At 44.2% G+C, this 26,156-nt stretch carries 25 protein-coding genes, 3 pseudogenes and 1 riboswitch; of the genes and pseudogenes, 14 read left to right on the top strand and 14 right to left on the bottom strand.

The annotated features are described in order from the left end of the window. Window positions 1-1,395: Kelch repeat-containing protein (locus BROSI_RS18715; RefSeq protein ID WP_200891830.1), on the bottom strand; the 1,395-nt coding region annotated here is incomplete at its 3' end. A 235-nt stretch (window positions 1,396-1,630) separates the two neighbouring features. After that, a riboswitch (cyclic di-GMP riboswitch) is annotated at window positions 1,631-1,778 on the bottom strand. A 414-nt stretch (window positions 1,779-2,192) separates the two neighbouring features. Here BROSI_RS18715 and BROSI_RS18710 point away from each other — a divergent pair. The 7 genes from BROSI_RS18710 to BROSI_RS18680 all read left to right on the top strand — a co-directional run bounded on the left by BROSI_RS18710 (window position 2,193) and on the right by BROSI_RS18680 (window position 11,482). Beyond that, window positions 2,193-3,647 (top strand): porin, encoded by a 1,455-nt coding sequence (locus BROSI_RS18710; protein ID WP_052566013.1) that lies wholly within the window; start codon window positions 2,193-2,195, stop codon window positions 3,645-3,647. Window positions 3,648-3,826: 179 nt separating this feature from the next. Continuing rightward, on the top strand, window positions 3,827-4,798 hold the full coding sequence (locus tag BROSI_RS18705; protein WP_052566011.1) for a PstS family phosphate ABC transporter substrate-binding protein: 972 nt from the start codon (window positions 3,827-3,829) through the stop codon (window positions 4,796-4,798). A gap of 201 nt (window positions 4,799-4,999) precedes the next feature. Next, the gene (locus BROSI_RS18700; RefSeq protein ID WP_052566010.1) at window positions 5,000-7,186 is read left to right on the top strand and encodes an ABC transporter permease subunit; all 2,187 of its coding nucleotides are present in this window, start codon (window positions 5,000-5,002) and stop codon (window positions 7,184-7,186) included. Continuing rightward, window positions 7,183-8,781, top strand: coding sequence for a phosphate ABC transporter permease PstA (gene pstA, locus BROSI_RS18695; RefSeq protein ID WP_052566009.1), 1,599 nt, complete (start codon window positions 7,183-7,185; stop codon window positions 8,779-8,781). The genes BROSI_RS18700 and pstA overlap by 4 nt, the downstream gene beginning before the upstream one ends. A 144-nt stretch (window positions 8,782-8,925) precedes the next feature. Continuing rightward, window positions 8,926-9,705, top strand: coding sequence for a phosphate ABC transporter ATP-binding protein PstB (pstB, locus tag BROSI_RS18690; protein WP_052566007.1), 780 nt, complete (start codon window positions 8,926-8,928; stop codon window positions 9,703-9,705). Between the two features lie 126 nt (window positions 9,706-9,831). Beyond that, window positions 9,832-10,497 (top strand): phosphate signaling complex protein PhoU, encoded by a 666-nt coding sequence (gene phoU / locus BROSI_RS18685; protein ID WP_052566005.1) that lies wholly within the window; start codon window positions 9,832-9,834, stop codon window positions 10,495-10,497. A 313-nt stretch (window positions 10,498-10,810) separates the two neighbouring features. Further along, window positions 10,811-11,482 carry a sensor histidine kinase gene (locus BROSI_RS18680; RefSeq protein ID WP_052566003.1) on the top strand — a complete coding sequence of 224 codons (672 nt, stop codon included), beginning with the start codon at window positions 10,811-10,813 and terminating at the stop codon, window positions 11,480-11,482. Window positions 11,483-11,728: 246 nt separating this feature from the next. Here the strand turns inward: BROSI_RS18680 and BROSI_RS18675 are convergent, their stop codons facing one another. Together BROSI_RS18675 and fabG are read right to left on the bottom strand one after the other, a co-directional pair. Continuing rightward, window positions 11,729-12,046, bottom strand: a complete 318-nt coding sequence (locus BROSI_RS18675) for a muconolactone Delta-isomerase (protein WP_082059420.1) — start codon at window positions 12,044-12,046, stop codon at window positions 11,729-11,731. A 15-nt stretch (window positions 12,047-12,061) separates the two neighbouring features. Then, window positions 12,062-12,805: a 3-oxoacyl-[acyl-carrier-protein] reductase gene (fabG, locus tag BROSI_RS18670; protein WP_052565996.1), complete on the bottom strand. Its 744-nt coding sequence runs from the start codon at window positions 12,803-12,805 to the stop codon at window positions 12,062-12,064. Window positions 12,806-13,089: 284 nt separating this feature from the next. Here fabG and BROSI_RS20140 point away from each other — a divergent pair, with 284 nt between their 5' ends. After that, window positions 13,090-13,257 (top strand): hypothetical protein, encoded by a 168-nt coding sequence (locus BROSI_RS20140; protein WP_157842642.1) that lies wholly within the window; start codon window positions 13,090-13,092, stop codon window positions 13,255-13,257. Window positions 13,258-13,450: 193 nt separating this feature from the next. Here BROSI_RS20140 and ribD read toward each other — a convergent pair whose 3' ends face one another. From ribD to purH, 10 genes and pseudogenes are all read right to left on the bottom strand, one after another. Then, a complete protein-coding gene (gene ribD, locus BROSI_RS18665; protein WP_230400745.1) occupies window positions 13,451-14,620 on the bottom strand; it encodes a bifunctional diaminohydroxyphosphoribosylaminopyrimidine deaminase/5-amino-6-(5-phosphoribosylamino)uracil reductase RibD in 1,170 nt (389 codons plus the stop codon). Between the two features lie 86 nt (window positions 14,621-14,706). Continuing rightward, window positions 14,707-15,089, bottom strand: a pseudogene (locus BROSI_RS18660) (GxxExxY protein). A 46-nt stretch (window positions 15,090-15,135) separates the two neighbouring features. Beyond that, entirely contained in the window at window positions 15,136-16,611 is a 1,476-nt protein-coding gene (gene selA, locus BROSI_RS18655) for an L-seryl-tRNA(Sec) selenium transferase (protein ID WP_052565993.1), read from the bottom strand. Between the two features lie 70 nt (window positions 16,612-16,681). Next, window positions 16,682-17,052, bottom strand: a pseudogene (locus BROSI_RS18650) (four helix bundle protein). A 40-nt stretch (window positions 17,053-17,092) separates the two neighbouring features. Further along, window positions 17,093-17,710 (bottom strand): phosphoribosylanthranilate isomerase, encoded by a 618-nt coding sequence (locus BROSI_RS18645; RefSeq protein WP_052565989.1) that lies wholly within the window; start codon window positions 17,708-17,710, stop codon window positions 17,093-17,095. 210 nt (window positions 17,711-17,920) lie between these two features. Further along, window positions 17,921-18,343, bottom strand: a complete 423-nt coding sequence (locus tag BROSI_RS18640) for a hypothetical protein (RefSeq protein ID WP_157842641.1) — start codon at window positions 18,341-18,343, stop codon at window positions 17,921-17,923. Between the two features lie 39 nt (window positions 18,344-18,382). Further along, window positions 18,383-18,790 carry a Shedu anti-phage system protein SduA domain-containing protein gene (locus tag BROSI_RS18635; RefSeq protein ID WP_052565983.1) on the bottom strand — a complete coding sequence of 136 codons (408 nt, stop codon included), beginning with the start codon at window positions 18,788-18,790 and terminating at the stop codon, window positions 18,383-18,385. A gap of 82 nt (window positions 18,791-18,872) precedes the next feature. Then, window positions 18,873-19,304, bottom strand: coding sequence for a type VII toxin-antitoxin system HepT family RNase toxin (gene hepT / locus BROSI_RS18630; RefSeq protein ID WP_052565979.1), 432 nt, complete (start codon window positions 19,302-19,304; stop codon window positions 18,873-18,875). Continuing rightward, a complete protein-coding gene (gene mntA, locus BROSI_RS18625) occupies window positions 19,301-19,723 on the bottom strand; it encodes a type VII toxin-antitoxin system MntA family adenylyltransferase antitoxin (RefSeq protein WP_052565975.1) in 423 nt (140 codons plus the stop codon). The genes hepT and mntA overlap by 4 nt, the downstream gene beginning before the upstream one ends. Window positions 19,724-19,763: 40 nt before the next feature. Next, window positions 19,764-21,341 carry a bifunctional phosphoribosylaminoimidazolecarboxamide formyltransferase/IMP cyclohydrolase gene (gene purH / locus BROSI_RS18620; protein WP_052565973.1) on the bottom strand — a complete coding sequence of 526 codons (1,578 nt, stop codon included), beginning with the start codon at window positions 21,339-21,341 and terminating at the stop codon, window positions 19,764-19,766. A gap of 196 nt (window positions 21,342-21,537) precedes the next feature. On the opposite strand from purH, the gene BROSI_RS18615 reads away from it, so the two are divergent. The 6 genes and pseudogenes from BROSI_RS18615 to BROSI_RS18590 all read left to right on the top strand — a co-directional run bounded on the left by BROSI_RS18615 (window position 21,538) and on the right by BROSI_RS18590 (window position 25,226). Next, the gene (locus tag BROSI_RS18615) at window positions 21,538-21,792 is read left to right on the top strand and encodes a glutaredoxin family protein (protein WP_052565971.1); all 255 of its coding nucleotides are present in this window, start codon (window positions 21,538-21,540) and stop codon (window positions 21,790-21,792) included. 73 nt (window positions 21,793-21,865) lie between these two features. Continuing rightward, the gene (rsxE, locus tag BROSI_RS18610) at window positions 21,866-22,501 is read left to right on the top strand and encodes an electron transport complex subunit RsxE (RefSeq protein WP_052565969.1); all 636 of its coding nucleotides are present in this window, start codon (window positions 21,866-21,868) and stop codon (window positions 22,499-22,501) included. Continuing rightward, the gene (locus BROSI_RS18605; protein WP_052566015.1) at window positions 22,497-23,132 is read left to right on the top strand and encodes an electron transport complex protein RnfA; all 636 of its coding nucleotides are present in this window, start codon (window positions 22,497-22,499) and stop codon (window positions 23,130-23,132) included. The genes rsxE and BROSI_RS18605 overlap by 5 nt, the downstream gene beginning before the upstream one ends. A gap of 3 nt (window positions 23,133-23,135) precedes the next feature. Continuing rightward, entirely contained in the window at window positions 23,136-23,615 is a 480-nt protein-coding gene (gene ilvN, locus BROSI_RS18600; protein WP_052565966.1) for an acetolactate synthase small subunit, read from the top strand. Between the two features lie 30 nt (window positions 23,616-23,645). Next, window positions 23,646-24,646, top strand: a pseudogene (gene ilvC, locus BROSI_RS18595) (ketol-acid reductoisomerase). 73 nt (window positions 24,647-24,719) lie between these two features. Then, window positions 24,720-25,226: a GNAT family N-acetyltransferase gene (locus BROSI_RS18590; RefSeq protein WP_052565963.1), complete on the top strand. Its 507-nt coding sequence runs from the start codon at window positions 24,720-24,722 to the stop codon at window positions 25,224-25,226. Between the two features lie 368 nt (window positions 25,227-25,594). Here BROSI_RS18590 and BROSI_RS18585 read toward each other — a convergent pair. Continuing rightward, window positions 25,595-26,156 (bottom strand): SBBP repeat-containing protein (locus tag BROSI_RS18585; RefSeq protein ID WP_200891827.1); only part of this gene is annotated, 562 nt, incomplete at its 5' end.

Genomic DNA, 26,156 nt, shown 5'->3' with positions numbered 1-26,156 from the left:
CAGGTATTTGCCGATGGGCTGTATCGTCCGCCGGTGTTCAGATAACTGCCATTCCACCCCCCACACGATCATCTGGGTACCCGTCCACACTGCCGTGTGATAGCGTCGGCCGCTGGGGGCTCCTGTCGTGGCTGTGGGTGTCCACGTATTTGCTGATAGGTTGTAGCGTCCACCGGTGTTGAGATTATCGGCGCTATCATTCCCTCCCCATATGATCATCTCAGTACCCGTCCATACTGCACTATGTCCCGTACGGCCACTCGGTGCATTCGCTAAGCTCATTTGTTGCCAGCTATTGGTGGATGGATTGTACCGGCCTCCGTTGCTTTGATAACCATACGTAGTGCCACCGTATCCCCCCCATACAATCATATATGTGCCCGTCCACACCGCCGTGTGCCCGCTTCGGGATGGGACTTGACTAGCGGACGTTGGAGACCAGGCGTTAGGGGCATAGGGTAGGGGGGCTGCTGCAATTTCAGGTAAACGATAGTTAAATGCCCCATCTTCTGTCTCTGGCGCAAACCGCTCATTCACCCGTGACCACCACTTGTCAAAATCCACCTTCCTCCACTCCACCACGGCTACCTTTACTTGTTCTGTTTCTTTCTGTAATACTTCCACCACATAAAACCGCTCCGCATCCTCCTGTAAAGCGCTTACCTGCCCCAAAGGTATCTGCCCTTCCTTTTGTCCAAATATTTCTGATAACCTTCCTATCGCATCCTGCCACTCGTCTTCAGAGAATTCCAGGGCGTCTCCACTCATATAATCCTTTGCTGAATCCTCACTATTTCTCCCTTTCCGCCATTCCATCTCATGGTATGCGCCTTTCACGTCCTTCATGTCTTTTATACTGAGAAGCGATTCCACCTTCCTCATCGCTTGCTTCTTCAATCTCCCGTGAAACCGTTCATCAAAAGCATACCAGTCGTGTATGAGCCTCTCCACTAACGTCTGCCTGGCCAAGACCTCTGCTATCAACTGCGGGTCATTCCCCAGCGCTGACCAGAGTTCATGCAGCGTCTCAGCATCTTTCGTTGTCTCTGCCATACGTTCCATCTCCGCCTGGAGATCGTTTCCTATTATCGGATGGTGCCATACCTCTTCCAACGCCTTTGACATTCTTAGCGTCTCCGTAACCTTCTTTCTCAGTTCCTCTTCAGACATGACCTCACTCAACTGAGGTTTTGGGGATGTATTTGCCTCAGGCCATATCGTATGTTTCCAGTACACCTCTTCCAGCGCCCTCTGGCATGCTATCCTCGCCTCAAGGCTCAATCCCTCATGCCCTGCTGCTGACCCACCGACACACATCCCTATACTGAGAATCCACAGTAACCCTATCAACCAATACTTTCCACACACAATATTCTTTATATAATTTCGTGACATATACTCTCCTCCTTTCCTTTTTCTAAAACATGTGCTCCTAGATACGAATTGCCAGTTCCCATGTAATCACGGGTTTCACATCAGCAAATCTCCTTGTAGCCGCACGGCTTTAGCCTGCGTACATTGCGGTTACCAATAAACGTGCATAAGGTGTGGCATTCCATCAAATGCGCACCCTAAAGGGATGCGGTACAAAACAAAAAAGCCTTACTGGAAAAATGTTCATCAAAACATTTTCGGCAGTAAGGCTGTCTTATTATGCCTATTTCCCTACAACATTAAAAAAAGGACTTTTCCCTATCGTCCCACCATACTTCCCTGTATGCTAAAAAAGACCCTTTACTTTGCGTCCCACAATTGCTTATGGTTTGCCTTTATCGAGATTTAAAAATTGCATTGCTTCAGTATATATAAAATTGTAGGAGAAAGATAAACATTTAGATTGTGAAAGTCAAGGAAAAAAATTGAAGAAAAGAAATTCAGCAATTTCCATCACGCATTGGTTTTAAGAGTGACAAAGGACTGTTTCAATCCATAACTATTTTACATTTAACAAAGAATTAACGCCGTCTCAAGTTTAAGCCATACCCGCCTGTGCAATAAATTTAACGAGAAATTAACAATACCTTAACACGTTCTTAACATTCAAAGTTTATTATAGCTTCATATATGGTAAAAAAGATTGACTTTCTCATTACCGTATTAGCGGTAATTGTTGCATTCATGAAAGGGGATATCTCTAGAAAAGTTGTGTGTGTTTATTTGAAAGGTTACTTTGTAGAAAAGGAGGGTTAAAAATGAAGAGTAAATGGTGTAAATATGTTTTATTTTCGACAATGGTGCTTTGTAGCGCATATGTAGGTGGTATGCTGAACAGTGTCTTTGCTCAGGAGACTGTGCAGCCTGAGGAAGTATCTGGGAGCGAAATGGAAGATTTGAAATGGCAACTGAAACAAATGGAGGAACTCATGCAGAAGCAGCAGGAACAGATACAGGTGTTGAGAAGCCGGATAGAGACGCTCAGCGCCGAGCCTGCCCCTATCACCAAAGCAGAGATTCAACATGAAATTAAAGACTTTCTTGCCACAAATAACCGTATAGAATCTGCTCCCGTTGCGAAGGAAGAGGTTAAAAAAGCAGTAGAAGACTATCTTGCCACAGATGAGGCTCGAAAGAAAATGGGACTTGGTCTGCCTGCAATGGCAACCCTCTATACACCTGATGAAGAAAAGCTTTCCATAGGTTTCAAATCGGCTGATGATAATTATTCGCTGGGTATAGGCTTCAGAATGCAATTCCGGTATACGTTTAAGGACAATGACGGAGATTTCGGTAAACGTGACACCAATAATATGGATGTCCGCAGGGCAAGGCTTTGTTTTGGAGGAAACATATACAGCAAAATGACGCATTATTATATCGAACTGGATGGAGATAGCTTTGATGTCGGTGTAAGGGATTTTTACGTATACTGGACTCCCATGAATGAATTGAATGCAAAGCTTGGATACTTTAAAGTGCCGTTTAACCAGCAAAGGATGACAACCTCTGCAAAACTCCTCCTCCAAGACAGGTCAATTGCCAGTGAACAATTTGATCAGGACCGTGATTATGGATTTGATATTTACGGAAAGCCCTTTGACGGACACCTTGAGTACCACGCCGCAATGTTTCAGGGGGCAGGTGAGGATGACGACGATAGGGGCACGGAAGACAATCTGGATAACGAACTCATGTACGTATTCAACGTGAGATATAACCCCTTTGGGAAGTATGATGCCGTTGATGAGTCAGATTTGAAGTTTACGGAAACATTCAAGGCATCAGTTGCAGCCTCCGTTGTGGTTAATCCAAAGACGAAAGACGAAAAGCTTGTGGATTCCGATGGCATATTGGGTGTTGTTGAACTGAGCATGAAATACCGAGGCATTTCATGGCACAATGAGATTTTTGCAAGGAGTGATGATCCGGAATCCGGCGGTGAAACAGTAGATTCGAATGGATTTTTTAGCCAGGCTGGGTATTTTGTAATACCCAAAAGACTTGAGATTGCAGCCCGTTATTCCATGCTTGACGCCGATGAAGATATCAATGATAACATTGCGCGGGAATATACGGGAGGTATAAACTATTACTTCCGCGGGCACCGGTCCAAGATACAGGCAGATTATGGACACTTTGAGACAGAAATGGGTGACAATCAGGACAAAAACGAAAATAGGGTCAGGCTGCAGTATCAGATTATATTTTAAAGGAGGTAATAAAAAGTATGAGAAAATTTAGCAGAAGGATTTTGGATTTATTTTTTACCATGGTTGCTGCTCACATACCATATGCTGTTTCGCAGATGACATTCTGAAAAATGAATCGACTTCTGCAATAAATTTGATTAAGATATTGTTCGAGAACACCTATTTAAGGAGGGAATTTTATGGTGAAAAAATCATGGCTTTTGATATCAATTTTTAATCTGGGTCTGGCTGCTGCTGTAGCTGGTGAAACTATTTCTGTTGGCCCGGATGTTAAGTCATATGCCAAAGTTGGGGGAGTTTCTGGAAATCTCAATAGCATAGGCTCTGACACCATGAATAACCTCATGACCTATTGGGCAGAGGGTTTTAACAAGGTGTACCCAAACGTAAAGGTTCAGATAGAGGGAAAAGGTTCTACAACTGCACCGCCGGCCTTAATCTCCGGAACGGCACAGATGGGACCAATGAGCCGGGCAATGAAGCCGACAGAAATTGATGCCTTTGAAAAGAAATATGGCTATAAACCCACAGCAATAAGGACAGCGCTGGATGCCCTGGCAGTGTATGTAAATAAGGATAATCCTCTCAAGGGTCTCTGTATACCTCAAATAGACGCCATTTTTTCAAAAACCCGGAAAGGAAAATATAAAGAAGACATTAAGACCTGGGGACAGCTTGGCTTAACGGGAGAATGGTCAACCCGTCCGATAAGTCTCTATGGCCGTAATTCTGCCTCAGGTACTTATGGTTATTTCAAGGAACATGCCCTTTATAAAGGAGACTTCAAAGATACGGTAAAAGAGCAACCAGGTTCTGCTTCCGTTATACAGGGCGTAGCTGCGGATCGATATGCCATAGGGTACAGCGGTATTGGTTATAAAACCTCCGGTGTTATTGCAGTACCCCTTTCATTGAAAGAGGGAGAACCTTATAAAGAAGCTGAAATAAAAAATGTTATGAATGGTTCTTATCCGCTGGCAAGGTTTCTTTATATATATATTAATAAAAAACCGGGTCAGCCACTCGACCCTTTGGTTAGGGAGTTTGTAAAATATATCTTGAGTAAAGAAGGTCAGGAAGTGGCTGTAAAAGATGGGTTTTTGCCCTTACCGGCATCAGTCGTTGAAGAGGAACTGAAGAAATCAGAATAAACACAGAATGAAAACTTTAAAAAGAAGAAGGCTTACGGACAAGGCCGCCCACTGGGTAATTACACTCGGGGGAGCGACGACTGTCTTTGTTGTTCTTGCCCTATTTTTCTTTGTTTTTTAGAGGTTTATCCGCTTTTACAGGGTGCTAAGATAACAAAAGAAAATACCTATACCTTACATGGCAAGGCGGTTTCCATAGGAGTGGATGATCACCAGGAGGTTGCCTTTGCCGTGTATAACGATGGCAATATCGCGTTTATCTCTCTTTTAGACGGAGAGGTCTTTAAAAAATATACTATAGCAGGTCTTAGCGGTTCTTCTCCAACACACCAGGATGCAACGAATTTTTCCCACAAAACCAATATGCAGGGTAATTCCATAACATCCGTTAGTAAGGATCGCGATCGTCTTGCCCTGGGAACAAGCGATGGGAGAATTTTAACGGTATTAGTCAACTTTTCTGAATCGTTTGATAAAGGCAAAAGGATTGTTCACCCTGAGGTATCAGAAGCAGAAACTGTGATAGTTAACAATGAAGGAAAAGGGCTCAATTCTGTTACTTCCAGGAGAGATGAAAGCGCAACAGTGACGGCAGTCCACACTGAAGATGGGAAATTAGTGCTCATATCATCAGCAGTCGAAAGGACGCTTTTTGGTGAGAGAGAGAGAAAGGAGATCAAAAAAGATATTACTGATCTCGTTGCGCAGGGTGGCTTAAACCAAATTGCCTCCTCTGTTTCTCCTCCTTTGCAAGGAGGCGATAAAGAGGAGGGGGGAAAACCTGTGCGTGGCACAATGCCTGTACCGCATAACTCGGTACATTTGACAGAACAGAGAAACAGTACCGGGATAACTTCCCTGGCGCTTGACCTTTTTATGGAAAACCTTTACGTGGGAACATCTTCTGGTGAGTTGTTCCACATAAACGTAAGGGACAGAGGCAGTCCCTATCTTGCAGAAAAGGTAAAGGTGTCTGACCATGCAATTACCGCATTGGGTTTTTTATTAGGAGACGTTTCGCTCGTCGTTGGTGACCACGGGGGAGGTGTGAATGTCTGGATGCAGGTAAGGGACGAGGTGTCACCTTCAGGCTGGACGCTGAAAAAGGTGCATACCCTTACGTCTCACAATGCCCCGGTTCTGGCAATTGCCCAATCCATGAGGGATAAGGGTTTTGTGACAGCGGCAGCAGATGGAATAGTCCATCTGAATCATGCAACATCTGAACAGACACTCTTACATCTTAAGACAAAATCTATTCCTGCAACGCTTTCCTTTTCACCAAAGGCCAATGGTATCCTGGTGGCCGATTCAAATAACCATCTTTTCCGGTGGATGATTTCAAACCCACACCCGGAAATTACCCTGAAAACCCTGTTTGGGCCGGTATGGTATGAGGGATATGAAAAACCGGAGTTTATCTGGCAGTCCACGGGTGGCACAGATGATTTTGAGCCAAAGCTGAGCCTTGTGCCATTGATCTTTGGCACTATCAAAGGTACGGTATATGCCCTGATTATCGCAGTGCCTATTGGCATCTTTGCAGCGCTGTATACATCCCAGTTTCTCCATAATTCCTTGAAAATAATAAAGCCAATTATTGAAATCATGGCGGCGCTTCCCAGCGTCATCCTTGGTTTTCTTGCCGGACTCTGGCTTGCGCCATTAATGGAGAGAATATTTCCCGCCATAATCATCATGCCGTTTTTCATTACCCTTTCCATTGTTGTAGCCCTTTTTATCTGGAAAATTCTGCCAGTCTTTGGAAAAGGTTGGTACAGACATGGAACAGAGGCGCTCGTTTTAATACCTTTTATTGTTGGGGCGGTATATGTGTCTCTCCGGCATGGAGGCGTCTTTGAATCCGTTTTTTTGGGAGGCGATTACAGGGAATGGTTTTCCAATACTCTTGGATTAGGGTATGACCAGAGGAATGCAGTTGTTGTGGGTATAGCTATGGGATTTGCTGTGATACCCCTTATTTTTACCATATCGGAAGATGCCATGAGCAATGTTCCCAATAGCCTCCGGTCGGCCTCGCTGGCGCTTGGTGCAACCCCGTGGCAGACGGCTGTCAGGGTAATTTTACCCACTGCAAGCCCGGGGATTTTTTCAGCTATCATGATTGGCTTCGGAAGGGCAGTGGGCGAGACGATGATCATGCTTATGGCAACCGGTAACACACCCATCATGGACTGGAATTTGTTTAATGGCTTCAGGGCGCTTTCCGCGAACATAGCGGTTGAGATACCGGAGGCTCCGTTTGGTGGAACGCTTTACCGGGTGCTGTTTCTTGCTGCATTACTCCTTTTTGTAACCACCTTTATTGTAAATACCCTTGCAGAAATGGTAAGACAAAGAATGAGACTAAGGTATAGCAAGCTATGAAAAAAATTTTTAGAACCGGCAATCCTTCTATATGGTTGACGGCTGGAACGCTGACAGTCTGTCTCTTGATGATATCTGGATTAATTGTACTCATTATGGTAAATGGGTTCGGCATATTCTGGCCTCGCAAGATAGTTCAGTTTACCCTCCGGGACGGTACGGTAACTTTGGGAGAAATTGCAAAAAAAGAGTCCATCCCCCACCAAAAAAACGCTTGCCGGACAAAACTGAAAGTTGGCAACAGGGACGTCTATGGGTTGGACTTCAGATGGATAGACAATGCGGATGTCATATCTCAGGATTATCCGGCAACTGTTTTAGCCTTTGAAAGACGTGAGTGGGGCAATATGTATGGTTTTTTAAAAGGCCTAAGACAAAATGATGGTATTAAACCCCTGGGGTTAGAAGGCATGGTTCCCTTGCTCAAAGAGAGCCAGGCCCTTTACAAAAGGATACAGTATGTAGAGAAAAAAGAAATTGGTAATATAAATTACCGGATGGAAAAATCCCGTCTTGAATTGAAGCGTCTGATGACGTTACAGCCATCAGAAAAAATTCAAAAAAGGATCGCGGCTGTAAAGGTCAGGATGGACAATCTGGAAAAAACATATCGGGAAAAAGAAGATGCGCTTGCCGGACTTTATACGAAGACAGAGGAAAAAGAGGTTGTTGTGCTCCTTGCGGACGGCAAGGAGAAGATTTTGCCTGTTTTTCAGATTATCCGTGTTTATGCCCCGAATGAGATGGGAATTCTTGCCAAAATGGGTTTTTATATCACGAAATTCTGGGAGTTTATCTGGGGTGTACCGAGGGAGGCGAATACGGAGGGAGGAGTGTTTCCCGCTATTTTTGGGACGGTTATGATGGTGCTGATCATGAGTATTGCAGTTGTCCCACTCGGTGTATTGACGGCGGTATATCTCAAAGAATATGCCAGCGACAATTTTGTTGCCAGGCTTGTCAGGATATCAGTGAGTAATCTGGCGGGTGTGCCTTCTATCGTCTTCGGTGTTTTTGGTCTCGGATTTTTCATTTATTTTATCGGAGGAGGTATAGACAGATTGTTTTTCCCGGAGGCCCTGCCAACTCCTACCTTTGGAACAGGTGGCATTCTGTGGGCGTCACTTACCCTGTCGCTCCTGACGGTGCCGGTGGTTGTGGTAGCAACGGAGGAGGGTCTTTCTGCTGTACCCATGTCCGTACGAGAGGGCTCGTATGCGCTTGGCGCTACCAAGGTTGAAACTCTGTGGAAAGTGGTGATCCCTCAGGCAACCCCCGGCATACTTACCGGTACTATTCTGGCTATGGCAAGGGCTGCCGGAGAGGTTGCACCCCTGATGATCACCGGTGTTGTGAAGCTAGCGCCCTCCCTGCCAATTGACAGTTACTTTCCCTATATCCATTTGGAGAGAAAATTTATGCACCTGGGGTTTCATATCTACGATGTTGGATTTCAATCACCCAATGTGGAAGCAGCCATTCCTATGGTCTATACCACAACCCTTGTTTTGCTCTTTACGGTGCTTGTATTAAACCTTACGGCCATTGTGGTGAGAAATAAGTTGAAAAAATGGTACAGCACAGGGGCGATGTAGAAGAATAACGATTTACCACAAAAATATACGGAGTGGCGTTGAAAACTGAAATTGGCGACAGCATTTGTTATACGGTGCCGGTTATCCCTTTTCGTTGCTGCTACGTAGCGCAGGTAATTTTGTGAATATCAGTGGTGAACTATTATGGACGATGAGAAAATAGAGGTTTCGGAACCAATCGTTAATATTAGAGACCTGTTCCTTTACTATGGCAAGGTTAAAGCGTTGAAAGGGATCACGCTGGATATCTCGAAGAAGAAAATTACTTCTTTCATTGGCCCCTCCGGGTGTGGAAAATCCACATTGATCCGGTGCTTGAACCGTCTGAACGACCTCATAGAGAGCGTGACAATTGAAGGGAGTATCAAAATAGACGGCAGGGAGATTTATGGCCCTGCAGTTGACGTTACAGAACTGAGAAGAAAGGTTGGCATGGTCTTCCAAAAGCCTAATCCCTTTCCAAAATCCATTTATGAAAATGTAATATACGGTCCGAGAATTGTGGGTATCAGGAAGAGAGGTGTGCTGGATGAAATTTGTGAAAAGGCGCTGAAAAAGGCAGCCCTCTGGGAAGAAGTAAAAGACAGGCTTCATACCAATGCCCTTGACCTTTCCGGCGGCCAGCAACAGCGAATTTGTATTGCCAGGGCAATAGCCATGGAACCCGAGATTATCCTGCTTGACGAACCCTGCTCTGCCCTTGATCCCATTGCCACAGCCAAGATAGAGGATATGCTCGAAGAACTGAAAAAGGATTATACCGTTATCATTGTCACTCACAATATGCAGCAGGCAGCCAGGATATCAGACTACACAGGCTTCTTTATGCTTGGTGAGCTTGTTGAGTTTAACGTTACCACCGGGATATTTACGAACCCACGGGAAAAACAGACGGAGGACTATATTACGGGAAGGTTTGGATAAATCTGTTGCGGGAAGTTTCCTGTCGGACACGGATGAACACAGGTTATCAGGATAGTAAACTATAACGAATTTGTAGTTATCTGTGAAAATCTGTGCCCTGTTTCAAAATATAAATGAGGAGAAACCATGACACGCGAGGCTTATCATAATGCCTTAAAAAAGCTTCAGGATGAAGTTTTGCTAATGGGGGAAATGGTGTCAAATGCCATAAGGAAATCTGTGGAGGCATTGCAAAAAAAGGATATCGGCACATCCAGGGAGATCGTAAAGAACGACCTCCTGATCAATAAAAAACGGTTTGATATTGAAGAACAGTGTATCGCCCTCATCGCTACACAACAGCCGATGGCCGTTGATCTGAGGACGTTGACATCCATATTAAGCATTGTGACGGATCTCGAACGCATGGGCGACCACGCAGAGGGGATTGCCAAGATAAACATTTTGATGGGCAATGAACCACTGGTAAAACCCCTGATAGATATTCCCATGATGGCCGATATAGGATTATCCATGCTTGATAAATGTCTCAAGGCATTTATTGATAGGGATATAGAAATGGCAAGGCGTATCTGTAATGAGGATGATCAAGTCGATGCCCTTCATGACCAGATTTACCGGGAACTCCTGGTGCTGATGATGGAGAACCCGGGGATAATCCACATGGCAACCTATCTCACCTGGGTTTCCCATAACCTGGAACGCATTGCGGACAGGGTCACCAATATCGCCGAAAGGATTGTCTTTATGGTTACCGGAAAGATGGAAGAGATAAACGTGTCGAAGTATTAGTCTGGCACGGATAAACAATATCTTTTCCTTCTTTTATATAAATTATGCTATAATTCTCCACCACCACTTTTTACTACCTCTTAATTATCACAAGCCATTTTCACATTTGTTGAGATATTAGAGCTTCAGAAACAAAATAAGACTGCATCAGCTATATCAATCATAATAATCATAAAAATGAAGAATTAAGGTTTCCCGTTTTCATATATTCCTGTCCTCTTCTTGATATAAGTTCTTACAAAATGGATTGAGAGGGCAGAAATTTATCATGAAAAAGTAAAAAGCCAAACAAAAGAAAATTGTTCCGTATTTCGTGAGCATTGTCCTTGTTGCGATCACTACTTTGGGATTAGTAGTCAGCGCCCTTGCGTCTAAAACCAGGCAGCAGGCCATGGATGCACGGGGAAGGGAAGAGCAGACAGCTATACTATTCCGTTTGAGCAAAGATTTGGCCGCATCTGATTCTTTAGAGGCTGTGCTCCGCAGCATTCGAATGAATGTGGGGGAAATATTTGATTGCCGCGTTGCGGTTTTTTGGCGGCAGACCACGGGATTACACCAGGCAGTTTTGACCCTGGTTTTCCCATTGACGAACATGAAAATACCATCGCTGCATGGGTTTTTGGAAACGGCTTACGATGAGTCCGGCCACATGAATCAGCTTGTTGACAATCTTCTTGACATGACGCGGGTCGAGACGGGCGCTTTAAAAATGAAAACCAACCCCTGCAAATTAAAAGACGTAATTGGCGCTTCCCTGTACCTGCTGAAGGATAAGCTTGAAAAAAGAGAGATTCATATTCGCATTCCCCGGGATTTACCAGAGATTTTTCTGGATTTTACCCTCGTGATGCGAGTATTTGTAAATCTCATTGATAATGCTATGAAATATTCCGCACCGGATACGCCGATTGAGATTACTGTGAAGCTTCTGGAGAATAAGATGAGAAAACTTATGAGGAAAGAAAAAGGCAGACATAATTAGCCAGAGGGGGCTTATCGCAAGGTAGGGTAGACGCCGTCTACCAAAAATTGAGCAATTGGTGGTGGTGCATGTACGACATTCTGCGCCAAACATTCGGGTGTCTGCCGCTTTTGAAACATGGTATTGATTATGGCGGGCAATACCCTGCCCTACTTGGTATAACCAACAATATGCAAAAGCATATCCGGTTTCAGCCAACACGATCTAATTGCTGTAAGCGACTGCCTACCGCGTCAGCTTCTGTGTCTATTGCATAAGGGAATGAATCCTCTTGGTGTCCAGCAGGGCCTTTTCCATGGGTACCAGTGGAGTAATCTCTATGTCCGTAAAAAACGGGAAGAGGGGGAGTTTTGCGACGATTTCTTCCATTTCTTCGTTGGACTCGGCGTCAATAATAGCCGCAGCCCCCCGCCTGCCTGCCAGTTTGCCCCCGGCCAGAATCTTTCCCCGCCGTTGGAAACGTGAAAAGTATTCCCACTCCTTTATCACATATCCCAGAAAGTCCTTTACCGGCATCTGAGGCATCTGTTTTATCTCTACCTTTAAGAGGAATAACATATTCATTACCTTTCATTTTTCTTAAATTGCCAACCCACCATCCACGCTAATCACATGTCCCGTAATATATCTGGCATCATCTGACAACAGAAATGCAGCTACCTTTGCAATTTCCTCTGGTTTACCGAATCTCCTTACCGGGATCATTTCAATCATCTTGTCCCTATATTCCTGGGGCAGTACGGTCGTCATGTCCGTTTCAATAAAACCGCAGGCGATGGCATTCACGGTAATATTGGCCTTTCCTACCTCTTTAGCCAGTGCCTTGGTAAAACCGACCATGCCAGCCTTGGAAGAGGAATAATTTACCTGCCCTGCCATTCCCATCAGACCACTCACAGACGTTATATTCAGAATGCTACCGGACTTTTGCTTGATCATCTGCGCAATAACCGCCTTGGAAAAGTTATAAACACTCTTGAGATTCGTATTAATGACCTCATCCCAATCACCTTCGCCCATGAGGGCAAGGAGTTTATCACGGGTAATACCGGCATTATTCACCAGAAAATCAATCTTCCCAAACGTATCTTTAACCTCTTTCACCATATTCTTCGCACCTTCAAAACTGGCTGCATTTACTTGGAAGGAAATGGCCTTCGCACCCATAGACTCAATCTCTTTCACCAGCGCATTCGCCACATCTGCGCTCTTACTATAATTGAAGGCAACATTGCAACCGTTTTTCGCGAGTTCCAGCACAATTGCTCTGCCTATACCCCGTGTACCCCCAGTGACAATTGCTATCTTATCCTTGAATTGCATTTTAAATCCCTCCTCCGGGGAGTTTTTTAAAAAATAAATTTTACATATTCATCTCCCGCTTTTTAGTCGAATTATAGTAAAGAAATGGATTTTGAAATGCAAGGCAAAAAATATTCAGAATGGGGCTTTTATACTCCAGCCTTATGATTTTAAAAGTCAATTAATTAACCATGAAAATTTATCCAGTTTTGGCTTGACATTGATCGAGTTGAATATATAATTTCTGAGATTTTAGAAATTCAATGGTAATTTAATAATTTTGAAATTGCAAAAAGGAGAAAAAAGTGATTTTAGATGTAAATTATTCAGTCGATAACCAACGAAAAAATACTGAACGTTTGGCTTTTATTAAAGAAAGATACAAGAAACTGGTACTCGATCCGAGAAGAGAGATTGAATTCGAAATTGAAAAAGCGCTGGACGATGAGGATGGTGATCTCGATACCATGTAAATATTGATTACATACACCCCTATTTATTCCCCGATGTTACTTTCCAGGTATTTTTCAAATAGTGAATCAAAGTTGTAATCCCTAATCCAGCGGTAAAAAAGTTATTGACTTCAAAGCTAATAATCTGGAATGCCATTGCATCAGCTGATTCAATGATTCTTTCCTTCCGGTGCCGCTGGATTGAGGCAACTGATCAATATTTCGGAATACCTTCAATAACTATATCATGTGAAAACCTTTTTACCGAAATTTCATGAAATTTTGCAGCCGCGCTTATCTTACCAACCCCTTTCCCAAGTATGGGCGATTTTGCACCCTCACCGCCTATAATAATCGGGGCAATAAAAACCATCACTTTATCGACATGACGCTCTTCAATCATTGAGGTAATAATCCGGCTACCTCCCTCCACTAAGATGTTGGTCAATTTCATGCCCCCAAGCCGATGGAAGAGGTCGTGTAAATCCACAAAACCATTCGTATCCTTCGTTTGAATGATTTTACATCCCAATTGTTCCAGCTTTGCAACACGTTCTTGCTGTGCGCCTTTATTGAGCGCAACAATTATTTCACTTTCATTGATCGTGTTTAAAAGGCGAGAGTCTATCGGTAGCAAGGCATTGCTATCGATAATAATTCGTTTCGGGCTTCGCCCCCCTTCAAGACGACAGGTCAATAATGGATCGTCCCTCAATACGGTATTGATTCCTACCAATATACCATCCACCTGCCCACGGATTTTATGCACATACGCACGTGATTCCTCGGACGTAATCCACCTGGAGTCTCCTGTGTGGGTGGCAATCTTACCGTCGAGCGACATTGCCCACTTTACGATCACATACGGTAATCCTTTCTGCATTAATTTGAAAAAAGGGGCATTGAGTCTTTTGGCCTGCGATTCCATAACACCCAGATGAACTTCAATTCCTGCATCCTTCAGTTTTTGCATCCCCCTCCCGGAGGTAATGGGATTAGGGTCAATAACCGTTGTTACCACCTTAGTAATCCCTGCATCAATGATGGCATTAACACAAGGCGCTGTCTTACCATAATGTGCACAGGGCTCCATAGAGACATAGAGCGTTGCCCCCTTGCAGTTAATCCCCCCCTCGTTGATTGCGTGGACCTCGGCGTGTGGACCTCCAAAGACCTGGTGATAACCCTTTCCAACGATCTCACCATTTTTTACCAATACAGCGCCCACCATAGGATTCGGTTCAACTTTTCCCCGCCCTTTCTCTGCCAATTCCAAAGCAAGAGCTATATATTTTTCGTCAATGTCTGGCGTAATCATAACATTTGAGAAAAACTGATATTCCGGTAGGATTATCGTAATAACCCATATTTCCCCTCGTACCATTGGAAACTGCACTAATTATTTTGCCGAACGAGTTGGATGGGAAACCTTCGCTGTTTTCTCACACAAAGCCTCCGGGACACAAAGATTTATTGTATATCACCATTGATTATTCTTGATATCCCATCTTTCATTAAGGCTTCCCCAAAATTCAGCAAATATCCAAGCTTATACCCTGTCAAACGCAAGTAAGTTAAAACCTGTTTCTTGTGAGCTTTATTAACGGATTCCACGGATTTCAACTCAATTATCACCCTGTTCTCAACGAGAATATCTGCCCGAAATCCTTCATCAAATTTTATCCCATGATATTCTATCGGTATGGATACTTGGCGGTTGACTGATAATCCACGTTTCTTAAGCTCGTAAGCGAGGATGACTTCGTAAACACTTTCAAGCAGTCCTGGTCCAAGTTCCCTATGCACTGCAACGCAGCATCAACTATACTTTTCCCAATTTCATTCTCATTCATTATTCATTATTCTTTGTGACTTCCTGCCTTTGTGTGATTACTTCTTCTAATTCACTTTACCTTGTGAAAAAATCTTTTCTAATGCCGCAACAATCGTATCAACTTCATCATCATACACCGTACGCATATCCAGAAGAACACGACCCTGTTCAATCCTCGCAAAGATCGGGGGAGTATTGCCCCGCAATCGCGCGGCTAGTTCTTCGGCAGGTATTTTCTCTGAATAAAGAGAAATGAGTTTTGTAGGAATTCCTTCTCCCGGCAATGAGCCACCACCCATCTCTGAAAGGCCGTCTACCGTGGAAATACTCATGAAAGCCTTCGTTTCAGGAGTTACATTGCTTATTAATCTTTTGCACCTTTCCTCTATTGCCTCAAGTGGAGCAAAAATCATGGTAAGGGCGGGGATTTTCTTTATGGCAAGGTCTTCTTCCAAATAAAGCTTCAACGTTGCCTCTAGCGCAGCGATGGTCAATTTCCCCACACGGAGTGCACGAGTCAGTGGATTCTTTTTCAAGAGGTCGACCCATTTCTTTTTGCCAGCAATAATGCCGCCTTGTGGTCCACCCATGAGCTTATCGGTACTGAACGTCACGATATCCACCCCCGCCTTTATGCTTTCCTGCACGGTCGGCTCATGGGGCAATCCAAATTTTTCCAGGTCAATCAACGCACCGCTTCCAAGGTCATACATCACGGGAATATTACGTTCTTTTCCCAGAGAAACGAGGTCTTTCAAAACGACCGTTTCAGTAAAACCAACGATCTTGAAGTTGCTTTGATGTACTTTCAGAATAAGCCCCGTATGCTCCGTGATGGCATTGCGATAGTCGTCAAGGTACGTCTTGTTGGTTGTCCCCACCTCGACCAATATTGCACCGCCTTTAGACATCACATCGGGCATGCGGAATGATCCCCCAATCTCAACAAGCTGGGAACGGGAAATGATGACCTCCTTCCCCCTGGCCAGGGTATCCAGGGCAAGTAAAACGGCTGCTGCATTGTTATTGACAACCAGCGCCGACTCGGCTCCTGTAATCATAGAGACGAGTTGCTCAATATGATGATACCGAATTCCCCTCCTGCCGGTAAGCTTTTCAATTTCTAAGGTACAGAAACTTTTTAAGATGTTTTGTATTTGATTTGCAGCCTCATCCGTGAGGGGTGTCCTGCCAAGCCCTGTGTGAAGTATGATACCCGTTGCATTAATGGCATGCTCAATGCCACAGAATTTTTGCTGGAGGGATTGTTGGACGCGGTGGTAAAGTTTTTGTGGAGACAAATCAATTGCTTGTGCTTCCACGATTTTTTTTACCCCCCCTTCACAAGGGAGGGATTTTTGATTGCTATCGAATCGGGACATGCCTTTTTCATTAGTCAGGGATTGCCGGATGTCTTCTAAAACCGCACGTATTGCATCAACCACCAGTTGCCTTGGATAAATACCAGTTAATTTCGATATCTCCGGTGACTCAAGGAGTTCATTGACAGATGGAATTGATCTGAGGATGTCTTTTTGCATGTTTCTGCACAATTAACGTGATTAAAAAAACCGTAATCTTTCAAAGATTAACACGTTCAACAACAAGAAGTCAGGAGCCAGAAGTCAGAATAGCATTTGAATATGAATCTAAGAGTTTGCTTACTTCTTCCAATTGAGATATTAATATTTTCGTATCAATATACCCCAGGTCTTTGGCAAGAATCAAATAATAACGGCACTCTTCAATAGAGTGCCTTGAGCTATATTCATAAAACGAAACTTATCTGGTTTGCTTTTTTTCCTGAAATCTTCGGCTATGTTAGCTGGAATAGAAATAGCCGCTCGCCTGAACTGGGAAGTTAATCCATACATCTCTTTTTTAGAAAAATTTTCACTTTGTCGATAAGCAGACAAGACAAATTGGTGAGCTTTTTGCCAAACAATTAAATCCTGAAAACTTTTCGCCACCGGTCTTTTCATTCTGTCTTCTGACTCCTGTCTCCAACCACCTAAGGTAATTCTAATCTTCTCTGAATTTTGCATTCATGATAAACCGTTTCATTAACGCCTTATCTTTCTTCCCTAGTGCAGATTCTACTCCAGAAGAGACGTCCACTGCGTAAGGATTCACGATACGGATGGCTTCTTTGACATTTTCAGGGGTCAATCCCCCTGACAAAATAATGGCGCCATATTTATGCGCCTGACTTGCAATCTCCCAATTGAAAGCCACTCCCGTCCCCCCCATAGCGCCCTTTACATAACTATCCAATAGAAAGGCATGGGGCTTGTAATTTACCAGGGGCTTCAGGTCGTCTTCTTCCCTGATTCGAAAGGCCTTTATAATTTTATATCTCCTCAAGTCTTGTAAATACAAAGGATCTTCATTACCGTGAAGCTGAACCGTACATATACTGCAAAAATCGCAGGTTTCTTTTATTGTATCTACCCGTTCATCAACAAAAACCCCCACAGGAGAAACGAAAGGGGGCAGATTCTCAATGATACCCCTTGCCTGCTCCTTCGTTACCTGACGAGAGCTCTTTGTAAAGACAAACCCCAGGGCATCTGCCCCCAACTCAACCGCAGCCTGCGCATCTTCATTATTGGTAATCCCACAAATTTTCACTCTCATGATTTATACCATTGATTAACAGGACACAGAATTCACAGATGAACACGGATAATAATATACTGAAATGGCAAAAGTTTGTCTGCTTTTCAACCAATACTCGTCGTGCTGAACTTGTTTCAGCATCTCCTCAATAGAGTCCACACATTCCCATCGACTTCTCCATTAGAGTCATCCAAGACAATAATTCTTCTACTTCATTGTAACACAAAATATTTATGGTGGTAATTCTTTTGCCCAGTTGTACCAATACTGCCAACGTCTAATCAAAAACTCTTCTTGCTCGTTGCTTAAGTACTTATTATTCCTTATAGCGATATTCATATCTCTAAAATAACTATAGATTTTTGCTAAAGAAGGATGCATCATTGATAGATGCGTAATTTCTAATGTCGGCGGTACAGAAATAACTTTGTATCCATCATCCTCTCTTTTTACACACATTTCATTTTTTAACATATAGTCAGGAACAAGGCGATCATATGTCATATAAGTCTCATGTTCACGTTCCACGTGTCCTCTTTTGCGAGCTAAAGTATCATTGGATACTGCTTCTTCACGCCTTCCATAAATAAGAACATACCTTTGCTTAAAAGGTTGTGATCTGTATATACTTGATGGGATTTTATAGTAATCCAAAAAATTAATAATATTTGCTGGTACTCCAAACCAACCTTTTCATTCGAGTATTTGATTCTGTGCCTCCGTTAATTTTGAGGATGCGTAGCCTTTATCTGTCCACCAAGGCTTTGTAGGGATCTCAATTTCAATCAAAATTGCGTATAACCCACCACTATTTATAGATATCCACATAAAATCTGGTGTCCTATAATTGTATGATGGTAATATGGGCTGTGAAATGAGCGCAGGTATCCATGGTTCAGTACCAGCATCGGGTAAACTAGATGGGCGAGGCAACATGCAAGGATGACGTTCAAAAAAACTCTGATATTCTGACTCTTTCTCTTGAGTACTTGACAAAAGATTTGACCATTCATTATTTATAATTTGAGTATATGCATCCCATTTCATTGCACATTTTGATGGTTTTGGCTCTTCTAAATTATGCGGTTCCAGTATTATCATAAAGTTTCCTAAATAAAGTCAGACCACCACATACCTGGTGGTCTGACTAGACCTAAAAGATTAAAATTCTCATCCACGACAATCAAATTCTTCCTGAGATAAAGGTCTCGATCTCTTTTATATATTCAGGATATAGTTCCTCTGCCATCTTAACTGCTTCCAAAACTAATGAGTGATCAAGCAAGTCGTATTCATGTACAAGCCTGTTTCTGAGTCCTGCAGATGGGGCAAGCTTCTCTGCAAGATCAGCAGAGATTATTTTCAATTCACCTACTTTTATAAAGCTTTCATAATAATCATCGGGTGTCGCATTACCTGTTTGAACTATCAGGTGGGAATTTATATCAATTGCTGCCTCGATCAATTCTTGTAAGAGTCTCTCCGCGGCTTTCCTTTTGTATATATCGCTGATATATTCCTCCCTGGTCATGTTCTTTATTGATTCGAGCGCCTTAAGATTTTCTGCTATGATAAGAAGTTTGCGTCTGATAATCTCTTTTTCTATTGGACTCACACCAGACCCCTTGTTTTTAAAAATAGCTGAATTGCCTTAGCTTGTGCATCGCGTAATTTTTTGGTGTCAACATACATCCTGAAGGCAAGTGAATAAAATTCATTGAACATGCCTGGTTCTCTTTCATAAAGGAGCATGCCACTTTTTACAGCAGAGAATTTCAGAAGCGGGCTTGCGCGTTTCAGGTCAATCACATCAACATTATCGGTATGGAGAAGCCTGATAACCCTGTTGGTAAGCGTCAGAATATCAACCGGCTTGTCAAAGAGAAAGGCAAGGTCGATGTCGCTTTTTTTATGTATTTTTCCTGAAACTGCTGACCCAAACAGCAAAACAAGCCGTAACCCTTCATCATGAAACAGAGGAGAAAGCCCTTTTCTGATTTCCTCAATTGATACTCTCTCTTTTGAACCTGTCATATGTGCCTACAGGGACACGTTTGCAACGTACCCCTCCGATTCAGTGTCTAAAATGCCGCTGGCCGGTAAAGACCATAGCAATGCCGTGTTCGTCAGCCGCAGCAATGGATTCGTCATCCTTATTAGAACCACCGGGTTGAATAATGGCAATCACGCCAGCCCTGGCCGCTACGTCCACACTGTCCCTGAACGGGAAAAAGGCATCAGAAGCCATTACGGCGCCTTTTGCCCTATCACCGGCCTTCCTTAGGGAAATCTCCGTGGAATCGATACGACTCATCTGCCCGGCGCCCACACCCACCACGGCCTCGTCTTTAGCCAATACAATGCTGTTTGATTTTACATGCTTGCAAACGATAAAGGCAAACCGTAGATCGGACATCTCTTTTTCTGTGGGTTTCTTCTTTGTAACAACCTTAAGGCTTGCAGGGTCGTAGACCGATAGATCTCTACCCTGTAAAAGCATTCCGCCTACGACCCTCTTCATATCATAGGCACAGGGATCCATCAATTGTGCTGATAAGGCGCCTGTCTTTAACAGTCTTAAACTACTCCCCCACTTACGTTTTGTGGTGAGTATCTCTATTGCTTGTTGTTCAAACTCCGGAGCGATAATCGCCTCTACAAAATGACCCGGTTCCGTAATGGCATCTGCCGTTGCCACGTCCACGGCCTTATTTAACCCCAGGATACAACCAAATGTCGATACAGGATCGCTGCTGTATGCCTTTTTAAACGCCTCGGCCAGGGTATTCGCCGATGCGGCGCCACAGGGATTTGTATGCTTTATCACAATGGCAGAAGGCCGCTCAAATTCCTTCACTAATTCCAGGGCAGCATTCAGGTCTATAATGTTGTTATACGAAAGTTCCTTCCCATACAATTGCTGAGCATTGGATACACAAGGCTCCGTTACATTCTCTTCCACATAAAATGCAGCTGTTTGATGCGGGTTTTCACCGTAACGCAATGCCTGCCGCTTCGTATAGTCCAGGGAAAGAGCGGTCGGATAGCCCCCTTTTTCCTTGTCCAGGCTATCAAAATAATTGGCAATAATCCTGTCGTAGCGACCCGTTGTCCTGAATGCTTCAATAGCAAGTTCAAAACGCATCTTCTCGGAAATATCGTTGTGATTGGCCTGAAGCTCCTCGATAATAAATTCATATCGTTTGGGGTTCACCACGACAATTACCTGCTTGTAATTCTTCGAGGCAGAGCGAATCATCGATGGCCCCCCGATATCGATATTTTCAATTACCTCTTCCATACTTACGCCTTTTTTAGCAATTGTCTTTTCAAAGGGATACAGATTAACCACAACCATATCAATGGGTTTAATCCCCAGTTCCTTCATCTGTTTTTTATGGATTTCGTTATCCCTGAGAGCCAACAGCCCCCCATGCACCTTAGGATGCAAGGTCTTGACGCGGCCATCCATAATCTCCGGGAACCCCGTATGCTCGGATATTTCAATCACACGGATGCCATTCTCTTTGAGTAATTTGGAAGTGCCGCCTGTGGAAATAATCTCCACCCCTAAATGCTGCAACTCCCTGGCAAACTCCACAATCCCCGTTTTCTCAGAGACACTGATGAGTGCCCTTTCCAGTCTCGCCATCTTTTTTCTCCTTGTCATTGAAATCAGACTTATTTCATAATAATTCGGCGATTTTAGCAGAAGGCAAAAATCAAGTCAAAAGAATAACATGCGTTGAACATCACTCTGGAAGTTTTTTCCATTGACTGTTTTTGTCTTTTGTGCTTGAATCTTTTTTCCAGAACATAATTCTTCAACTTATCCGTGAGGGAAAATTATGGCTACTTATAAATTAAAGGTGTTTTGCACCCCGTTTTGCCCAAAGTGTAATCAGCTGTTAGCCTATTTAAACAAACGAAAGGCAGAGTATGTCTCTTTTGATATTGATAAAGATGAAAATGCAAGAAAGGAAGCAGTAAAAATTGTGGGAACTGATGATATTGAATCACTCGACAAATTGCCCATCGTAGTCGCTGGCGATAAGGTGTTGTACGGTTTTGACAAGAAAGAGATTGATAAGTATCTCCGTTAAATTTACCCTTGACTTTTACCCTTAAAACGTTTAGCCTTTTAAAAATTTTTTACACAATGACACCCTGATAGTTATGACAGAACAAGACAATCTGAAAGAATTTACCAAAGGCATCGTTCAATATAATCCCATGTTTGTGCTGGTGCTGGGACTATGTCCCAGCCTCGCTGTCACAACTTCAATAAAAAACGGGTTGGCCATGGGAGGTGCAGCTACCTTTGTGCTTATCTGCTCCAACTTTATCATTTCCGTCGTGCGGTCGTTCATTCCACGTGAAATTCGCATTCCGTGCTTTATCGTTATTATCGCTGCATTTGTAACCATGGTGGAGTTGCTTATGAAGGGATATCTGCCACCGGAATTGAATGCGTCACTGGGTATATTCATTCCGCTCATAGTGGTTAACTGTATCATTATGTACCGTGCGGAATCATTTGCTTACAAAAATAAACCTTTGGTTTCCATTCTGGATGGGGCAGGGTTAGGGGTGGGGTGGACGCTCTCGCTTTGTCTTGTTTCCGTGATACGGGAAGTACTCGGCGCAGGAACTATCTTTGGTCTGAAAGTATCTGAATCGTATCAGCCTGCCTCGGTAATGATTATGGCTCCGGGGGCGTTTATTGTACTGGGGCTCTTGCTGGGTTTTTTCAACTGGAGAAAAATCAGAAAGAGTGAGAAAACTATGAAGGCATATATGAAACATGATTAAGGAAATTGCATTAATTATTGTAAGTGTCGTTTTTGTAAACAACTTCGTCCTGGCCAAATTCTTAGGACTTTGCCCATTTTTAGGCGTTTCCCAAAAGACATCGTCCGCAATAGGCATGGGTGTGGCGGTAACATTTGTCATGACCCTTTCCTCGTCAATTACCTGGATCGTATATAACTACATCTTACTGCCCGGTGACGCAAATATTGTTGCATTGGTCTTTCCATCCATACGGGAATTGGGGCTTATCGAAGTGCTAAAAACGATTAGCTATATCCTTGTTATTGCAACATTGGTGCAACTGGTCGAAATGATGCTCAGGAAGATGGTGCCTACCCTGTACGAAAGTCTGGGCATTTATCTGCCACTGATCACGACCAATTGTGCCGTATTGGGTGTAGCGCTTTTAAACACGACCGATTCTCCAAGACACCTGGGATTTTTACAGGCTACCGTCCAGGGATTTGGCGCAGGAATCGGTTTTACCGTAGCCATGCTCCTGATGTCCGGAATCCGGGAGCGTCTGGCGCTGGTCAACATTCCCCAACCATTACGCGGCATTCCGATTGCCTTCATTTGTACGGGGCTTATGGCCCTGGCCTTTTTCGGGTTTTCAGGGATGGTGCAATAAACTATGCGACACGTCATTTCCCTCCTTGTAGAAAATAAAGTCGGCGTCCTTGCCCGCATAACCGGGCTCATCAGCGGAAGAGGATTCAATATCGACAGCCTCGCTGTTGGGGAGACGGAAAATCCGGCCCTTTCACGGATGACCATTGTCGTCAGGGGCGATGATGCCATCCTGGAGCAGGTCAGAAAACAATTAGGAAAGATTATTGATGTAATCAAAGTAATCGACTTCAGTGGTGAAGAATTTGTCGAACGGGACTTAATGCTGCTCAAGGTCAATGTACCGGCCGGAAAACGCGGAGAAATCATCGAAATCGTGGAAATTTTCAGGGGAAAGATCATTGACGTGAGCCCGCGGGATCTGGTCATTGAGCTTGCCGGAGTTGAAGATAAACTCGAAGCGATGGTAAATTTGTTAAGACCCTATGGAATCAAAGAATTAGTGAGGACGGGAAGTATTGCTATTGGTCGTGGCGCAAAGTAAAAATTTTGAAAGGGAAAAGGGAAAGAGGACATGCTAAAAATTTACTATGAAAAAGATGCAGACGTCAATATTCTAAAAGGAAAAAGATTGCCGTGATCGGATATGGCAGCCAGGGACATGCGCAGGCGCAAAACCTCAAAGAATCGGGTATGGACGTGATTGTATCTACAAGAGCCGGCACACCAAATTATCAGCTGGCCACCAAACACGGATTCAAACCAGTTTCCGTGGATGAAGCGGCGCAAAAAGGAGATTTTATTCAGATACTCATGCCGGATGAAACTCAGAGAGCTGTCTATGAAGCGCAAATCAAACCGCATCTGAAAGAAGGAAAAACACTGTGTTTTTCACACGGGTTCAATATACATTTCGGACAAATTGTGCCTCCGAATAACATCGATGTTATTATGGTGGCGCCCAAAGGACCAGGACATCTTGTCCGCAGCGAATTTGAAAAGGGCGGCGGCGTTCCTTGTCTCATGGCTATTCACCAGGACGCCACAGGAAAGGCCAGGGAAAAGGCCATGGCCTATGCGCATGGAATTGGCGGCACACGGGCCGGCGTGATGGAAACCACCTTTGCCGAAGAAACAGAAACAGACCTCTTTGGAGAACAGGCAGTGCTCTGCGGCGGGGCAGCGGCGCTCGTCAAGGCCGGGTTTGAAACGCTGGTAGAGGCTGGATACCAACCTGAACTCGCCTATTTTGAATGCATGCACGAACTGAAACTGATCGTAGACCTTTTTTATCAGGGCGGTCTCAGTTATATGCGGTATTCGATCAGCAATACCGCCGAATACGGAGACCTGACCCGAGGTCCGCGCATTGTAACGGAAGAAACAAAAAAGGAAATGAAGCGGATATTGTCAGAAATACAGAGCGGAAAATTTGCCAAAGAGTGGATATTAGAAAACCAGGCCGGGAGACCTGTTTTCAACGCTTTAGAGAAAAAGGACAGAGGACACCTCATCGAAAAAGTCGGCAGGGAACTGAGAAAGATGATGAAATGGATTAATGCAAAAGAGGTATAACAACGCTCAGACATAAACACATCATCAGGCGCCTTCGACAAGCCGGGCGTTTGCAGAATCTGTGATCAGGATTATGTCCACGCTCAACTCATATCGCCGTTCTGTCATTCGTCTTCGCCCGGCGACAGGCCGGGATGTTGCGGCAATACTCGAACTTGAAATAGCCTGCTTTTCCCGCACAGAAGAGATGTTCGGCCGCCGGCAGTTGCGGGGCCTGATCGTAAATCCCCGCGCAATTGTGGTGGTTGCAGAGAGTAAAGATCGGATACTGGGGTGGTCTGCTGGGTTGATGCGCCGCCACCGGGGGCGCTATTCCGGCCGACTATATGCAATAGCCGTGCATCCTGACGCACAGGGCAAGCGCATCGGGCAGAGGCTAATCGGTCATATTCTTCATTCGCTCGCCGTGCGTGGCGCCCAACGGATTTTTCTGGAAGTCCATACGAAGAACCAGAAAGCCATAAACCTTTATCACAAATTTGGCTTCACGGATCAGCGACATCTGGCTCATTATTATGGCCAGGGGCATCACGGCTTACGCATGATGCGCCAGATGCAACGCCCCATCAGCCAAAAATAAATCAATACAAATAGGAAGAGCTTTTTGTCCGTCCCGTCTGGCGCCAATTGGAAAAGGGTGTTTCTCTCCTTTTAGCTCGCCTGGGATTGTGGCTTTCCGGACAACCACCAGCCAGGGTTTATGCCGCTGAACAAAACAGACTGTAGCGCTGACCTTTTCAGATGACCCCTTGTATTTACTGGCTCAGCAGCTTATCTACCCCTCGGATTGCGAAGGTCGGGTTAGGCAGGTTTGCACTGATTTTTCAAAGAATTAGTGTCGTGAAAAGACTAATTTATGAGGGGTGTCTGTGCGGTATGGCCGCACAGGCACCCCTCGCCATGCTATCCCCTTTTACACCTTTTCACTCTGACTTCTCTCAGGTATCACTACCGCCGTGCCTTCTTTGAATGGCGTGCCGCATTATCCCCCTCCCTCACCCTCACCTTTTCAGGGCCATGCATAGCGCTTGCGCCGTTGTAATCTACATCCTCCAGTTTGTAGTAGAAGGTGCCTTTGCCTGGAGTATCAACGAAACTATAGTTCGCCCCTGACACAGCATTACCCCTGGCTGGAATAAGCGTGTCATTGATTTTGGCATAATCGCCGTCCTCTGACTTTGCCCGGTACAGGTTAAAGCCGGCGTTGTCAACCTCCGTGGCCGTTTCCCAAAATAGGGTGGCAGCGCCTTTATCTACCGTTGCCTCGAAAGATGCCAGTTCGATGGCAGTGGTTGCTGCTGAAAGATTACCGTCCAGCTTCGAGATAAAAAAATCCCTATAACCATTAAAAGAGGTATCATAAGCCACTTGGGTGGTTGGAAAGTCTGGTGACATAGTAAATCCCATTACATATACATTTCCGCTGGTGTCCAAGGCGAGTGATTGACCCGTCTCATAATAATATCCGCCCAGGAAGGTGGAGGCAAGCAGGGTCGTTAATCCACCGTTC

The sequence above is a fragment of the Candidatus Brocadia sinica JPN1 genome, assembly GCF_000949635.1.
Classification (GTDB): Bacteria; Planctomycetota; Brocadiia; order Brocadiales; family Brocadiaceae; genus Brocadia; species Brocadia sinica.
The sequence above is the reverse complement of the archived record's forward strand: the minus strand, read 5'-3'. Positions and strand labels throughout refer to the sequence as shown.